Annotated in this window: 16 protein-coding genes and 1 riboswitch; of the genes, 8 read left to right on the top strand and 8 right to left on the bottom strand. The window is 63.3% G+C overall.

Annotation, left to right across the window (positions count from 1 at the left end; all coding sequences use genetic code 11):
• Positions 1-42: 42 nt before the first annotated feature.
• From ubiB to ACFO3E_RS00760, 5 genes are read left to right on the top strand one after another with little or no spacing between them, the layout of a single operon-like run.
• The gene (gene ubiB / locus ACFO3E_RS00740; RefSeq protein WP_066525161.1) at positions 43-1,584 is read left to right on the top strand and encodes a 2-polyprenylphenol 6-hydroxylase; all 1,542 of its coding nucleotides are present in this window, start codon (positions 43-45) and stop codon (positions 1,582-1,584) included.
• The gene (gene coaBC / locus ACFO3E_RS00745) at positions 1,581-2,828 is read left to right on the top strand and encodes a bifunctional phosphopantothenoylcysteine decarboxylase/phosphopantothenate--cysteine ligase CoaBC (protein ID WP_066525164.1); all 1,248 of its coding nucleotides are present in this window, start codon (positions 1,581-1,583) and stop codon (positions 2,826-2,828) included. The genes ubiB and coaBC overlap by 4 nt, the downstream gene beginning before the upstream one ends.
• Positions 2,803-3,267, top strand: a complete 465-nt coding sequence (gene dut, locus ACFO3E_RS00750; protein WP_066525167.1) for a dUTP diphosphatase — start codon at positions 2,803-2,805, stop codon at positions 3,265-3,267. Before coaBC ends, dut begins: the two co-directional genes overlap by 26 nt.
• Complete coding sequence (locus tag ACFO3E_RS00755) at positions 3,264-4,046, top strand: HesA/MoeB/ThiF family protein (protein WP_380801745.1); 783 nt, start codon at positions 3,264-3,266, stop codon at positions 4,044-4,046. Before dut ends, ACFO3E_RS00755 begins: the two co-directional genes overlap by 4 nt.
• Complete coding sequence (locus tag ACFO3E_RS00760) at positions 4,034-4,399, top strand: DsrE family protein (protein ID WP_066525172.1); 366 nt, start codon at positions 4,034-4,036, stop codon at positions 4,397-4,399. Before ACFO3E_RS00755 ends, ACFO3E_RS00760 begins: the two co-directional genes overlap by 13 nt.
• On the opposite strand, the gene ACFO3E_RS00765 is transcribed toward ACFO3E_RS00760, so the two are convergent.
• The 3 genes from ACFO3E_RS00765 to ACFO3E_RS00775 form a co-directional block, all read right to left on the bottom strand.
• Entirely contained in the window at positions 4,400-5,419 is a 1,020-nt protein-coding gene (locus tag ACFO3E_RS00765; RefSeq protein ID WP_380801748.1) for a M48 family metallopeptidase, read from the bottom strand.
• A gap of 59 nt (positions 5,420-5,478) precedes the next feature.
• Entirely contained in the window at positions 5,479-6,558 is a 1,080-nt protein-coding gene (locus ACFO3E_RS00770; protein ID WP_066525177.1) for a YjgN family protein, read from the bottom strand.
• Positions 6,559-6,641: 83 nt separating this feature from the next.
• Positions 6,642-7,076, bottom strand: coding sequence for an ExbD/TolR family protein (locus tag ACFO3E_RS00775; RefSeq protein ID WP_380801751.1), 435 nt, complete (start codon positions 7,074-7,076; stop codon positions 6,642-6,644).
• A 163-nt stretch (positions 7,077-7,239) separates the two neighbouring features.
• On the opposite strand from ACFO3E_RS00775, the gene thrS reads away from it, so the two are divergent.
• From thrS to ACFO3E_RS00790, 3 genes are all read left to right on the top strand, one after another.
• Positions 7,240-9,222: a threonine--tRNA ligase gene (gene thrS, locus ACFO3E_RS00780; RefSeq protein WP_197486330.1), complete on the top strand. Its 1,983-nt coding sequence runs from the start codon at positions 7,240-7,242 to the stop codon at positions 9,220-9,222.
• Between the two features lie 127 nt (positions 9,223-9,349).
• On the top strand, positions 9,350-9,883 hold the full coding sequence (gene infC / locus ACFO3E_RS00785; protein ID WP_037464624.1) for a translation initiation factor IF-3: 534 nt from the start codon (positions 9,350-9,352) through the stop codon (positions 9,881-9,883).
• A 104-nt stretch (positions 9,884-9,987) separates the two neighbouring features.
• Positions 9,988-10,069, top strand: a riboswitch (ZMP/ZTP riboswitch).
• A gap of 19 nt (positions 10,070-10,088) precedes the next feature.
• Positions 10,089-10,586: a protein tyrosine phosphatase family protein gene (locus ACFO3E_RS00790; protein ID WP_225870577.1), complete on the top strand. Its 498-nt coding sequence runs from the start codon at positions 10,089-10,091 to the stop codon at positions 10,584-10,586.
• 16 nt (positions 10,587-10,602) lie between these two features.
• Here ACFO3E_RS00790 and ACFO3E_RS00795 read toward each other — a convergent pair whose 3' ends face one another.
• From ACFO3E_RS00795 to ACFO3E_RS00815, 5 genes are all read right to left on the bottom strand, one after another.
• A complete protein-coding gene (locus ACFO3E_RS00795) occupies positions 10,603-11,715 on the bottom strand; it encodes a zinc-binding dehydrogenase (protein ID WP_066525182.1) in 1,113 nt (370 codons plus the stop codon).
• A gap of 14 nt (positions 11,716-11,729) precedes the next feature.
• Positions 11,730-12,401: a peptide-methionine (S)-S-oxide reductase MsrA gene (gene msrA / locus ACFO3E_RS00800; RefSeq protein WP_380801756.1), complete on the bottom strand. Its 672-nt coding sequence runs from the start codon at positions 12,399-12,401 to the stop codon at positions 11,730-11,732.
• Entirely contained in the window at positions 12,388-12,558 is a 171-nt protein-coding gene (locus ACFO3E_RS00805; RefSeq protein WP_380801759.1) for a hypothetical protein, read from the bottom strand. Before ACFO3E_RS00805 ends, msrA begins: the two co-directional genes overlap by 14 nt.
• Before the next feature lie 259 nt (positions 12,559-12,817).
• A complete protein-coding gene (locus ACFO3E_RS00810) occupies positions 12,818-14,020 on the bottom strand; it encodes a pyridoxal phosphate-dependent aminotransferase (protein ID WP_066525188.1) in 1,203 nt (400 codons plus the stop codon).
• A gap of 159 nt (positions 14,021-14,179) precedes the next feature.
• A complete protein-coding gene (locus tag ACFO3E_RS00815) occupies positions 14,180-14,803 on the bottom strand; it encodes an aminotransferase class IV (protein WP_066525190.1) in 624 nt (207 codons plus the stop codon).
• Between the last annotated feature and the right edge of the window lie 3 nt (positions 14,804-14,806).

The raw sequence follows: 14,806 nt of genomic DNA on the forward strand, positions 1-14,806 counted from the left end.
ACCTCCCCAATCCCTCCCTTGAAGGGGAGGGGCTAAACTAGGATGCCTTCTCATCTGACGCATATCTGGCGGCTACTGAAATGGGGCCGGACCTTGGCGCGGCATGGGGCGTTGCGGGGGATAGAGCGCGATCCGCTGACGCCGACGCCGGTGCGGCGGCTGGTGCGGCTGGCGCGGGTGGGCGCGCGGGTGCCCAAGCAGCCGCGCTATGCCGATGCGTTTCAGGCGATCGGCCCGGCGGCGATAAAGCTGGGGCAGACGCTGGCCACCCGGCCCGATCTGGTTGGCGAGCAGGCGGCGGACGACCTGCTGCGTCTGCAGGATGCGCTGCCGCCAGTGCCGTTCGCCACAGTGCGAGCACAGATCGAGCAGAGTTTCGGGCGGCCGTTGGAAAGCATGTACCGCGATTTCGATGAAGTGCCGGTCGGCGCGGCTTCGATCGCGCAGGTGCATCGCGCCATCACCCAGGACGGCCGCGACGTGGCGGTGAAGGTGATCCGGCCGGGCGTTACCGATCAGTTTAATCGCGATATCCAGACCTATGAGTGGGCGGCAGCCCATATGGAGATGCTGGGCGGCGAGGCGTCGCGGCTGCGGCCCCGGCTGGTTATCGCCAACATGAAGCGCTGGACCGCTCGCGAGCTGGACTTGCGGCGTGAAGCCGCCTCCGCATCGGAACTGAGCGAAGCGATGGAGGCGATGCCGGGTTATCGCGTCCCCGCCATCGATTGGGATCGCACGACCGGCAAGGTCATGACGATGGAATGGATCGACGGGATCAAGATCTCCGACCGGGAGGCGCTGATCGCGGCGGGCCACGACGTCAAGGACCTGGCCGCCCGGCTGGTCAACGCCTTCCTGCGGCAGGCGATTGCCGAGGGCTTCTTCCATGCCGACATGCATCAGGGCAATCTGTTCGTCACCGCCAATGGCGACATCGTCGCAATCGATTTCGGCATCATGGGCCGGATCGACCGGCGCGCGCGGATGTGGCTGGCGGAGATTCTCTACGGTCTGATCACCGGCAATTACAAGCGCGTGGCCGAGATCCATTTCGAGGCGCAATATGTGCCGGGCCATCATAATGTCGAGGAGTTCGCGACGGCGCTGCGCGCGGTTGGCGAGCCGATGCGCGGAAAGCCGGTACGCGAACTGTCGGTGGGCGGGATGCTGGACGGGCTATTCGCCATCACGCGCGACTTCGACATGCAGACCCAGCCGCACCTGTTGCTGCTGCAGAAGACGATGGTGATGGTGGAGGGCGTCGCGACGGCGCTCGACCCCGACATCAACCTGTGGGAGACAAGCGGCCCCTATGTGCGGGAATGGCTGCGCGCGGAACTGGGCCCGGAGGCCAAGGCGGCCGATGCGTTGATCGAGAATTGGCGGACGCTGCAAAGGCTCCCGGGTCTGGTGCGCCGGATGGAGGAAGCCTTCCCCGAGAAGGGTGGCGCGCCGCCGCCGCCGCCGCTGAGCGAAGTCAGGCTGATCCGCATCGGCGGCGGGTGGCGCTATGCCGCTGTCGCGGGTGTTGCTGCGGTGGCTGGAGCGGTCGTTACGGCGCTGCTACATCTGCAGCTATGACTCAGTCTCGCATCCTCCTCATCGTCTCCGGCGGCATCGCGGCCTATAAGTCGCTGGAACTAGTGCGACTGCTGAAAAAGCGCGGCATCGCGGTGCGCGCGGTGCTGACCGAGAGTGCGGGCAAGTTCGTGACGCCGCTCGCTTTTGGCGTGCTGACCGAAGACCATGTCTATGGCGACATGTTCGACCTTAAGGAAGAGCGCGAGATCGGGCATATCCAGCTGAGCCGCCAGGCGGACTTGGTGGTAGTAGCGCCCGCGACGGCGAACATCCTGGCGAAGATGGCGAACGGCATTGCCGATGATCTGGCGACCACGCTGCTGCTGGCGACCGACAAGCCGGTGCTGGCGGTGCCCGCGATGAATGTGCGCATGTGGCATCATCCGGCGACACAGCGGAACCTGAAGCAGCTGCGGGCCGATGGGGTGCAGGTGATGGAGCCGGACGACGGCGAGATGGCTTGCGGCGAATATGGCAAAGGCCGACTGCCTGAGCCGGAAGCGATTGCGGCCGAGGTAGAGCGGCTGCTTGCACGGCCGGGCTCGAACGATCCCCTGGCGGGGCAGCCTGATTTCGAGACAGTGGAACGGCCCCTGAAAGGACGTCACATCCTCGTGACCGCTGGGCCGACGCATGAGCCGATTGATCCGGTGCGCTATATCGCCAACCGATCGTCGGGGAAGCAGGGCTTCGCCATCGCAGCTGCCGCTGTAAAGGCAGGGGCGCGTGTTACGCTGGTGGCGGGGCCGGTGCATTTGCCGACACCTGCCGGGGCGGACCGGATCGATGTGGAAAGCGCGCGGGAGATGCTGACCGCCGTTGAAAAGGCGCTGCCCGCCGATGCGGCGATCATGGTCGCGGCGGTTGCCGACTGGCGCACAGCGGACGCGTCGGGCCAGAAGCTCAAGAAGGATGGCTCTGGCAAGCCCGCGCCGCTGACACTAATCGAAAATCCAGACATTCTCGCTACGCTGGGCAAGCATGGACAGCGCCCTTCCCTGCTGATCGGTTTCGCTGCCGAGACGGAGAAGGTCGCCGAACATGCGCAGGCGAAGCTGGCGCGCAAGGGGGCCGACTGGATCGTCGCCAATGACGTTTCGGGAGACGTGATGGGCGGCGACAGCAACAGCGTGCATATCGTCACCGCGCAGGGCGTCGAAAGCTGGGAGCATCTGCCCAAGGACGACGTCGCCACCCGTATCATCGAAAAGGTCGCCAATGCCCTTCCACCTCTCACCCATTGAAATTCGCCTGAAGCGCCTGCCTCATGGCGCGGGGCTGCCTGTTCCCATCTATGCGACGGCCCATGCGGCGGGGATGGACGTGGTGTCGGCGGAAGATGTGATCATCGTGCCGGGCGGACGGCATGCCGTGGCGACTGGCTTCGCCATGGCGATTCCCGAAGGTTATGAGGTGCAGGTCCGGCCGCGCTCCGGCTTGGCGCTGAAGCATGGCATCAGTCTTCCCAACACGCCCGGCACGATCGATGCCGATTATCGGGGGGAGTTGAAGGTCATCCTGATCAATCTGGGATCGGAGCCCTTCGTCATCGCGCGCGGCGACCGGATCGCCCAGCTGGTGGCGGCGCCGGTGCAGATGGCCCGCTTTGCCGAGGTTGAGGAACTGGACGAGACGGTGCGGGGTTCCGGTGGTTTCGGATCGACCGGAGTGACGTCATCATGACCCCTGCCCCGCTGACGCTCTCCGACGAGCAACTGGAACGCTATGCGCGCCATATCGTCCTCAAGGAGATCGGCGGCGCAGGGCAGGCGCGGCTGTTGTCGGCGGATGTCGCGGTGATCGGCGCGGGCGGGATCGGCAGCCCGGCGATTCTCTATTTGGCGGCGGCGGGCGTGGGCACGATCCGCGTCATCGATGATGATCATGTCGCGCTGTCCAACCTGCAACGGCAGGTGCTGTTCGGCACGGACGACATCGGCGCGGCGAAAGCGGAAAGCGCCATGGCGGCGGTCGCACGGCTTAATCCCGATGTGAAGCTCATCCCGATCAACGCGCGAATCGATGCGGACAATGCCGCGCTGATGCTGCGTGACGCCGATGTGGTGCTGGACGGATGCGACAGTTTCGCGACGCGGCTGGCTGTGGCGGATTGCGCGCAAAGGCTGCGTATCCCGCTGGTGTCGGCGGCCGTGGGATCGTTCGAGGGCCAACTCGCCACCTACCGGGGGTGGGAGAGCGGCCAACCCTGTTATCGTTGCCTGGTGGGCGACCCGCAGGATGCACCGGAGCGCAACTGCGCAGAGACGGGCGTGATCGGCGCGCTGACTGGCGTCATGGGGAGTTTGGCCGCGCTGGAGGTGATCCGCGCGCTGGTGCCTTTTGGCGCGGATATGGCGGGCAAGTTGCTGCTGGCAGACCTGCTGGCAATGCGCTTCCGGACCGTTTCAGTCGCCAAGGACCCACGCTGCAGCGCGTGCGCCGCAGAGCTATGCGCGAACTGAGAATTATCGTTGCGACCGCCGATGCCGAGCGGCTGCGTGGCGCGCTCGTGCTGGCAAGCGCGCAGGCGGCGTTGGGCGGGCGGGCCAGCATCTTCCTGCAACTTGACGCGGTAGCCCTGCTCGCACCCACTTTTGAAGCGCCTAGGGATGCGGCGCATGGCGAGGCCGGGTTGCCGACGCTAAGGCAATTGATTGCAGAGGCGTCGGGATTGGGCGTCGCACTTCTCGCCTGTCAGAGCGGGATGGCGCTGCACGGCATTGGCGCGCAGGACTTGCCGGACGATATCGCAGTGAGCGGACCCATTGCCTTCCTGCAGGAAACGGGCAAGGAGGCCCGCCTGATCTTCGCCTGATCAGAAGGGCTTGCCCCAGAATTTCGCGACTTTCGGGTCTTTGGCACAGGAACTGCGGAGCGCCTGCCATTGCGCCGGGTCGAGCGCGGAACGATAGCGCGTGCCTGGCTGCACCGCTGCGGCGAAGCGGCGGCGGCGGTCGGCGGAAAGCGGGTGGGAGGAGAACCAAGTCATCGCCCTTGCGCCTGTCCCTGCCTCCTTACCGCCGATCCGCTCGAAGAAAGCGGCCGTGCCCGCGGGGGAGATGTTCGCGCTGCGCATTTGCTGAATGGCGACCTCGTCAGCTGCAGTTTCGGCCTCGCGGCCGTAGCTCATGGCCAGTACGCCGTTGAGATAGCCGCCCGCATTGCCGCCTGCTCCGCCCAGGACGACACTGAGGCCGAGTTGGCGGATGAGGCCCGTCATCGTGTCACGGTGGCGGACATGGCCGAGTTCATGGCCCAGAACGCCAGCGACCTCGTCAGGCGACCCGGCCTGCTGGATGAGCCCGTCGAACAGGATCACGCGGCCGCCCGGCAAAGTGACGGCATTCACCATCGGGATGTTGGCGAGCGCGATCTCGCGCGCTTCATGCTGCGGATCGACCTGCGCGACCAATGTGCGAAGCGCGGCGTCCCCGGCAGGCGTGTGGCAGAAGCGGCCGCCGAAGTCGCCCACCATCGCATCGCCCATGCGGTTTTCCCAGCTGCGCGGGATAAACGGTGCAACGATTCCTGGCGCTTCGGCTGCGCCCCAGACCACCAGCACCGCCGCTATGGTGAACAATGCCGCCGCTGGCCAGAATCCGAGACGGTCGATCCATCCACCATAGCGTGCCCCCTTGGGCAGATGGGCGGCAATGCCGTCAGGGGCTTCCCCGGCAAAGCCCATACGCCAGCCGGGAATGGCGCTGTGTCCATAGGCGGAGCGCCCGCTTTCGACGCCGATGACAGTGAGATCGGACCAAGCCGCAGGCGCGCCAGCCCACCCACTTTCCGGCTCTTCAAGCACGAAGCCGTCCGCAGCCTGGCGAAGCAGCACGCTTCGCCGGACCGCGGTGACACCGTCATAATGCCAGAGCCGGAAATCCGACATCGGCGTCAGAAGGCGCCCACGTCGAGCGCGTCGAGAAGGCCCTCACCATGGCGGCTTGTCTTCGTCTGCGACTGGGTGAGTTCGTCCGTATAGATCTCGCCGGTCGCTCCCATATGGGCGACGAAGAATTTCCAGTGACGATATTGCAGGAAGATCGATCCGACGCCGAGCGTGCAAGTGACGAGGGCAATGTCGCCAAGGAACAGCAGCAGCCAATCCTTGGTGCGAGCGCAGAATTGGAAATTGAGGCCAGCAAGCGACAGTCCCTCGACCGCCTGGCGGAAGAATTTGGCGTAGAAGGCGAGCGCGATGAGGCCCATGCCCAGATATAAGGCAAACACCAAGCCGATGATCGCCAGGATGCCAGCGACTGCCGCGCCTCCAGCATTCTGCATGTCACCGAACGGGATGGCCATGGTAGCGATAATGCCGCCGACCACTACAAGGGCGATCGGAAACAGATAGAAGAGCAGGAACCGCTTGAAGGCCGGGCCGTGATCCCCCGCCGCCTCGAACAGGTGCGGGCCGAAGCTCATCTTGTTCCAGCGCTCGTTCCACAACGACATCATCGACCAGGGAATGAGCAGGCCGAGGGCAAGGCTGCCCACAGCGCTCTTCCACATATAGGAGACGCCGTAGCCAAAGCCCTGATCGTCGCTGCCGCCACGGATGCCGTGCCACCAGGTTCGGCTCAGCCGGTAACGCAGCGCGCGGAATCGGGCGACACCGACCATATAGAATATCCCGCCAAAAGCGGCCAGCGTCAGAATGGCCGCCACGCCGCCATGCCCCTGGAGGATCAACGCCTGCGCACTGAATTGAAGAATCAGGAAGGGCACGCCGACCATCGCGACCACCATCAGGAAGCCAAGGAACAATTCCTTGCCCGTCCCGGTCCATTCGAGCCGGTCGTCGATGAAGCGCGTGTTCGCCCAAAGATAGCACCGCGTCCGCGTCGTCGCCCAGAAGCGATAGATGCCCAGCGTGACGATCGTCAGCAGAAGATTAGTGAAAGCGATTGGCGCATATTCACGCCAGCTTCCTTCAAAGGCGAAGCTGTCGCCGTAAAAGCGTTCCTGATCCATGGATCCCCCCTGTAGTCCCCGACGGGAGAAGACTATGAGCCGGACGGCGGGTCAAGGGGGATCATGCTGACGGACCGCTTGCGTCAGAATTGAGCGTAACGCTCATTGCCGATGAAGCCGAGTTTCTTCACCCCGGCGCGACGGATGTCCGCGAGCACTTCATCCACCGCGACGTAGCGGGCGGCGGCGTCCGGTTCGAACTGCAACTCAGGCTCGACCGGCATCCGCAGGGACGCGGCGAGATATTGGCGGAGCGTGATCCGGTCAATCGCCGCCCCGTTCCAACGGATCAGGCCGTCGGCATCAATGCTGACCTTGTTCTTGATGAGGTTCATATCGACAGAGCGTTCTATCCGCCCTTGCGGAAGATCAACACCGACGCTGTGCGTCTGGATCGGGATGGTCAAGATGAACATGATCAGCAGCACCAGCATCACATCGACCAGCGGCGTCGTGTTCATCTCGCCCATCGGATGTTCCATTTGGGCCGTGTCGGATTGCGCCAAGCTTAAAGCCATGAACCCCTCCTATTGAATGTTATATCAACACATGAATTATGCTTGTACGGGCTGCGCTTGGCAAGAGTGCTTCTATTGACAGGCCGGGCCGCCCATTTATGGGGAAAGCGCGGCATTTTGCGCCGCTTCATCCACTCACAGAAAGACCCGACCCTTGTCCGCCATGCTCAAGATCACCCTGCCCGACGGTTCCGTGCGCGAAGTCGCGCCCGGCACTACCCCGGCGGACATTGCAGCGGCGATCGGGCCGGGTCTGGCCAAGGCAGCCATCGCCGCGCGCGTCGATGGAGAGTTGCGTGACATCATGCGGCCGCTGGAAAATGACGCCCAGCTGGCGCTGGTGACGTCGCGGGACGAGGCCGACGCGCTGGAGCTGGCGCGGCATGACTTCGCGCATATATTGGCAGAGGCGGTGCAGGCGCTGTTTCCGGGCACGCAGATCACCTTTGGCCCTTCGACGGACGATGGCTTCTACTATGATTTTGCACCCAAGGACCGGCCATTCACCGAGGAGGATCTGCCCGCGATCGAGGCGAAGATGCGCGAGATCATCGCCGCCGACAAGGCGCTGCGCCGCGAGGTGTGGAAGCGCGAGGACCTGATCGCCCGCTGGCGGGCCGACGGCGAGACGTTCAAGGCCGAATGGGCCGCAGAACTTCCCGAAGGCGAGGAGTTGACGGTTTACTGGTCGGGCGGGGACTGGCTCGACATGTGCCGGGGGCCGCATCTCGCCTCCACGGGGAAGCTTGATCCGGCGGCGTTCAAGCTGACGCGCGTGTCGGGCGCGTATTGGCGCGGCGATCAGAAGAATGCGATGTTGAGCCGCGTCTATGGCACTGGCTGGCTCAACAAGAAGCAGCTCGAGGCGCATCTCCACAAGCTGGAGGAAGCGGGCAAGCGCGACCATCGTAAGCTGGGCGCGGAAATGGACCTGTTCCACCTCCAGCAGGAAGCGCATGGGTCGGTCTTCTGGCACCCCAAGGGCTATCTGATCTGGCGCGAACTCGAAGCCTATATGCGCCGCGCCATCGACGATGCAGGCTATCGCGAGGTCAAAACGCCGCAGGTGATGGACGCGCGCCAATGGGAGCAGTCCGGCCATTGGGGCAAATATCGCGAGAATATGTTCGTGATCCCCGACGAGGTTCCCAATGTCGAGGATGAAGGGCCGCTGGTGTCGGACGATGCCGACTGGATGGCGCTGAAGCCCATGAACTGCCCGGCGCACATCCTGATCTTCAAGCAGGGGATCAAGAGCTATCGCGACCTGCCGCTGCGCTTCTATGAAAATGGTTGCTGTCATCGCAACGAACCGCATGGCGCGCTCCACGGACTGATGCGGGTGCGCCAGTTTACGCAGGACGATGCGCACATCTTCTGCCGTGAGGATCAGATCGTCGAGGAAGTGCGCGCCTTCTGTGCGCTGGCCGATCGGATCTACAAGGATTTCGGCTTTACCTATTCGATCAAGCTGGCGTTGCGCCCGGACAAGCGCTTCGGCAGCGACGAGATGTGGGACAAGGCCGAGGAAGAGTTGCGCAACGCCGTCGCGGCGGCGGGGCTCAACACGCCTGAATATGGCTGGGAGGAGTTGCCGGGCGAAGGCGCCTTCTATGCGCCCAAGCTCGAATGGCATCTGACCGACGCAATCGGGCGGACTTGGCAGGTCGGCACGATCCAGTCGGACCGAGTGCTGCCCGAGCGACTCGACGCATCCTATGTGGCCGAGGATGGCGAGCGGCACCGGCCGGTGATGCTCCACCGCGCGATTTTCGGCTCCTATGAGCGCTTCATCGGCATATTGATCGAACATTATGCGGGTAAATTTCCGCTCTGGCTGGCGCCAGTTCAGGCAGTCGTTGCGACGATCGTATCGGACGCCGATGGCTATGCCCAAACGGTCGTGGAGCAGCTCCGCGCGGCCGGCATTCGGGCCGAAACCGACCTGCGCAATGAGAAGATCAACTATAAGGTACGCGAGCATAGCCTGGCTAAAGTGCCCAATTTGCTGGTCGTGGGCCGCCGCGAAGCCGACGAAGGGACGGTGGCCCTGCGCGAACTTGGCAAAGAAGGGCAGAGCGTTCTTTCGGTCGAGGACGTCATTGCACGTCTTGCAAAAGAGGCGCTCGCCCCCGATATGCGCTGAGGCAGCGATGCCACATGGGGCCGGTGAATCCGCAGATGCGGGCTTGCCGCCCCTTTCGGCTTTGCGCTAAAGGGCCGCCAGAGCCATTTTTGTGATTACCATAGGAGAAGCCGCTATACGTCCCCCAATGATGCGCCGCCCGATGGCGCCGCCGCCTAAGTCCGGTCCCCGTTACAATGAGTTCATCACGGTGCCCAAGGTACGCGTGATCGACGACGAAGGCGAAAATCTGGGCGTGATGTTTACGCAGGAGGCCATGGAGCGCGCTTATGAGATCGGGCTGGACCTGGTCGAAGTGTCGCCGACCGCCGATCCGCCGGTTTGCAAGTTCCTGGACATCGGCAAGTTCAAGTACGAGGCCCAGAAAAAGGCGAATATCGCCCGCAAGACCCAGAAGACGCAGGAACTCAAAGAGATCAAGATGCGTCCCAACATCGACGATCATGACTATGATACGAAGATGAAGAAGGTCCATGACTTCATCGGCGACGGCGATAAGGTGAAGATCACCCTGCGCTTCCGTGGCCGCGAACTGTCGCACCAGCAGCTCGGCATGCAGTTGCTCCAGCGCGTGGCGGAAAATGTGGGTGAAATCGCCAAGGTCGAAGCCTATCCGCGCATGGAAGGCCGCCAGATGCTGATGGTGCTGGCGCCGAAATAAGCTTTGCGGCTTTAGAATGAAGTTGTCGGGCGGGGTCTGGATGCAGGCTCCGCCCGATGTGTTTTGCTGCGGCTTTACGAAGCTGCGGCTTCGGGACATTATAGCGGCGTTCGCGCGACTGGCGAGATGAGGTGGCGTACCATCGGGGAAAGCGAATCGGATACGCCGTTCGCCTAGGCACCCTCTTCGAACGCGGAGCAGTGCCATGGCCATGAATAATGGGGTATATGACCCGAGCGGCATCTTCATGTGGCGTCGGATTGACGAGCGGCTGACCACCTCTGGCCAGCCCAGCGAGGAGCAATTGGCTGCGCTGGCTGGTCTAAATGTCACGCATATCGTCAACCTGGGCCTGCACAGCCATGATAAGGCGTTACCCGACGAAGCGGCGAGCGTCCGCGCGCTGGGCATGATCTACATCCATATTCCCGTCCCATTCGACCAGCCGTCGGAGAGTGATTTCGAGCGGTTCCGGGAAGTGATGGCGGCGCTTGCTGACAAGACCATCCATGTCCACTGCATCGCCAATTTGCGAGTTTCGGCCTTCCTCTACCGTTATAGGCGAGACATACTCCATTGGGAGGAAGCGGAGGCGCGCGCGGAGATTGAGCGCATCTGGCGGCCAAGTGACGTTTGGGCCGAATTCATAGGGGACGTATCGGGCGCAACGTCACCGCATCGCTATGCGGGGCGAGATTATTGATCGAGCAGGACAGCGATCAGTTCGGCACGATCAGATATTTCTCACCCGTGCGCCGAGCGTTGTACGTCAGGACGGCGTCTCGCGCGAGTGCGTCTCGTAGCGAGATGCGGGCCTTGTAGTGACTGGCGAAAGTGGTGGTGAGGCTGTCGAGGACGCGTTGGCGCATGCGCTGCGCGGTGTCGGCCCCCGCACTTTGCAGGAAGGGGAAGAGCAGCCAACCGCCGACATTCCAGCTGAAGCCGAAGCTGCGCGTGAGGATCGTCGGGGAGGTGTCGAGCATGCCGTAAATATAGGCTTGCTTGGGACTATCCGATCCATAGCGGCTGTACGGGGCGTCCTTGGCTGCGGCCAACTCCATCGCGTGAAGGATCTGGCTGACAAGCGTGCCACCGCCGATTGCGTCGAAGGCGATGGTTGCTCCGGTCGCAGCGATGGCGCCCTGGAGTTGAGCGGCAAAATCATCCTTCGAGCTGTCGAGCACAATGTCTGCGCCCAAATCCCTGAGGATCGCCACCTGCGCTTCGTTGCGGACGATGTTCACCAGCGGGACGCCATCCTCCTGACAAATGCGGACCAGCATCTGGCCGAGATTGGAGGCGGCGGCGGTGTGGATTATTGCGCGATGCCCTTCCCGCCGCATGGTCTCGACAAAGCCGAGCGCGGTGAGCGGGTTGACGAAAGCTGCCGCGCCCTGCTCCGCCGTCACGTCATCCGGCAATGCGATGCAGGCGCCTGCCTGAACTAGACGATATTGCGCGAACATGCCGCCCGCGATGAGCGCCACGCGCTTGCCAAGCAATGCCTGAGCGTCTGGGGCGTCACCGGCGGCGATCACAGTGCCCGCGCCTTCATTGCCGACCTCCATCGCCTGGCCCACCCGGCCCGCCATGGCGCGAAGAGCGGCGTCGGACATCGGGGCGATGACCCGGTCTCCGCTATAATCCGCATTTTCGAGATCGGCGGCCGGGAAGAGCAGGCCGAGATCGGACGGGTTGATCGGGGCGGCTTCCACTCGGACCAGCACTTCATTGCCCTTGGGCGCAGGGAACGCTTCTTCGGCCAATTCGACGATCAAGCGGCCATCGGCGTGGAGGGTGGAAAGAAGCTTCAAACCGCGCGTGCCGCTCATATTCGTTTCCCTTATTAGGCGGAGGGGCGATCAGTGTAGAGTTTCGGGAACATCGCCTTGAACGCGGCCAACTTAGGCATGTCCCAGCGTTGAATATAGGGGTGGCGCGGGTTTCGGGTGAGGAAATTCTGGTGATAGGCATCGGCCGCCTGGAAGCCGGAGAAGCGTTCCACGCGGGTGACGATGGGATCGCGCCAAAGGCCCGCTTTGCCGAGCTGGCCGAGATAGGCACGCGCCGCCTTGTCCTGACTGGGTGAAAGTGGGAACAGCGCGCTGCGATATTGGGTGCCGCGATCGGGACCCTGATAGTTGAGAGTCGTGGGATCGGCGATCACTGAGAAGAAGACGCGCAGCAAGGTGCCATAGCTCACTTGCTTGGGATCATAGGTAACCCGCACCGCTTCGGCGAAACCGGTGTCGCCCCCGCTGACGCGCTCATAATCGACCTTGAAGCTGCTCGGCCCCCCGGCAAAGCCAGAGGTGACGAGGCGAACGCCCTTCACATGGGAGAAGACGCCTTCGACGCCCCAGAAGCAGCCACCGGCGAAAACCGCTGTCTCCAGTTTGCGGGTGGGGGCGGCATCGACAGCAGGCGGGGGTGCGAGGACGGGGCGTTCGGCGCGCAGGGGAGAGGCGACGGCGAGCGCCGCCAGAAATGCAAGAAGGAAACCGTCAGAGCGACGCATTGTCCGCAACTTGCGGAGCGGCGCTGGCCGAAGCGGCCATGGCGGGCGTCGTGAGGGCGGGAGGAACGCTCGGCTGGAGGGCGAAGACGCCAACTGTTCCCAGGACGAAACCGCCCAGGAAGCGCAGGAACAGGTCGGATTTCAGGAATGCCAACATGGCGCTGTTCCTTTTTATCTTGGCCCGGCAACGGGATTAGCAGCGGGTAGCTTAGCCAGTCGTTAACAGGCGAAATTAGGTTGTTAATTGAAATGGGATATAATCGGCTACGCCCTCTCTGCAAGACGGCGCGCGGGAAAATAACCGTTTCCGATTGTGGCGTAATGGGAAGAACAGAGGGTGCTGCCGCAGTTTTCCTTCCGCCGCCATTTGCGAAGCAAAGCGGCCCCCCCATCTGTCGATGGGGAGGGTTGGGAGCTTATTTTAGAGCGGCGCAGGCTTCTTGGATGCGCTTGCACGCCCTGGCCAGCACCTCTTCCGATGTTGCATAGCTGATGCGGAAGGCAGGCGAGAGGCCAAAGGCCGCGCCGTGGACGGCGGCGACACGGGCTTCGTCGAGGAAATAGCCGATCAGCTTCTCATCGCTGTCGATCAGCTGACCCTTAGGCGTGGTCTTGCCCATCACGCCGCTAGCGTCGGGATAGACGTAGAAGGCGCCTTCGGGCGTCGGGCAGTCGAGGCCCGGCGCGTCGTTGAGCATCGATACGACCATGTCGCGGCGGCGCTTGAAGGCCGCGTTGCGTTCCTCAAGGAAGTCCTGATCGCCGGTCAGCGCGGCGACGGCCGCGGCCTGGCTGATCGAGCAAGGGTTGGAAGTGGACTGCGACTGCAGCTTGCCCATCGCCTTGATGATCCATTCAGGGCCACCGGCAAAGCCGATGCGCCAGCCGGTCATGGAGAAAGCCTTAGAGCAGCCGTTGACCGTCAGCGTGCGCTCGTAGAGGTCCGGGCAGACCTGCGCGATGGTCGCGAAGGGCGTCGGCGCGTACCAGACATGCTCATACATGTCGTCCGTCATGATGAGCACCTGCGGGTGGCGGCGCAGCACTTCGCCCAGATCCTTGAGCTCGCTCGCCGAATAGGCCGCCCCCGAAGGGTTGGAGGGCGAGTTCAGGATCAGCCACTTGGTACGCGGCGTGATCGCGGCATCAAGCTGCTCGGCGGTGATCTTGTAACCCTGGCTCGCGGGACCTTCTACGAAGACGGGCGTGCCGCCCGCGAAGTTCACGATATCGGGATAGCTGACCCAATAAGGCGCGGGAATGATGACTTCATCGCCCACATCGACGGTCGCGACGAGCGCGTTGAACAGGGTGTGCTTGCCGCCAGAGTTCACGCTGATCTGGCTGCGCTTGTAGGTAAGGCCGTTGTCACGGCTGAACTTGAAAGCGACCGCGTCCTTGAGCTCGGCGGTGCCGTCCACATCGGTGTAGCGGGTCAAGTTCTTGCGGATCGCGGCGATGCCCGCTTCCTTGACGAAATCGGGCGTGTCGAAGTCGGGCTCGCCCGCCGAGAGACCAATAACATCGACGCCATCGGCTTTGAGGGCATTCACGCGCGCGCTCATCGCCAGGGTGGCGGAGGGCTGGATGCGGCCGAGGGCAGCGGAAGTCTGGCTCATCGTGACACTCTTTCTGAAGGATTGCCTAGAGTCCGCGTCAGGCGGACGGGGGCTCCTTAGTGCGCTATGGGTTTGGGGGCAACCGCCAGTTGGCGTGGGATGGCCCTTGCCTGCCATTCCAGCGAAAGCTGGGAGACGGGAGCTTAGGCAGCGTCAGGCTCACTTCACCAGCGAAGCGGCGACCATTCCCCGAGCGGCGTTGCCGATGAAGAAGCCATTTTCCAGATCATGGGGCTTCAATTCGCCCTCCACCGCCTCGCCCATGTCGAGGAGGCTGCGGCGAAGAACGCCGGGAAGGATACCGCGCGTCAAGGGCGGCGTCACCAGCTTGTCACCGCGCTCGACGAAAATCGAAGAGAAGCAGCCTTCGGTGAGAAAGCCATTGCGATCGGTCATCAGCACCTCATAGGTGCCGCCGCGCCGCAGGGCATCGCGGTAAACCGCGCGGTCAGTGGTCTTATGGACGAGCCGTGGGTCGTCGCCGGGAACCTCACGCGGCACGATCGAAACCTGCATGATCGCCTGGGGCCAGGTGCGATGTTCGCGCACCTCGATCGCGATCGAGCCACGGCGGGACACGAGCAGGCGCAGGCGGCTGCGTTCGCGCAGGCGGAAGGTCGCGGCCTGAAGTTCATTGCGCACGTCATGGCGGTCAAAGATGAAGTCCAGCGCAGTAGCGCTCGCCTTCAGCCGTTCAAGATGCAATTCCAGCAGCCTGATCCCGTCGATCGGATCGAAGGCCATGGTTTCGAGCAGGTCGAACCGTCCGTCAGCCAATGACATCGA

It is taken from the genome of Sphingobium tyrosinilyticum (genome assembly GCF_042654265.1).
Classification (GTDB): domain Bacteria; phylum Pseudomonadota; class Alphaproteobacteria; order Sphingomonadales; family Sphingomonadaceae; genus Sphingobium; species Sphingobium tyrosinilyticum.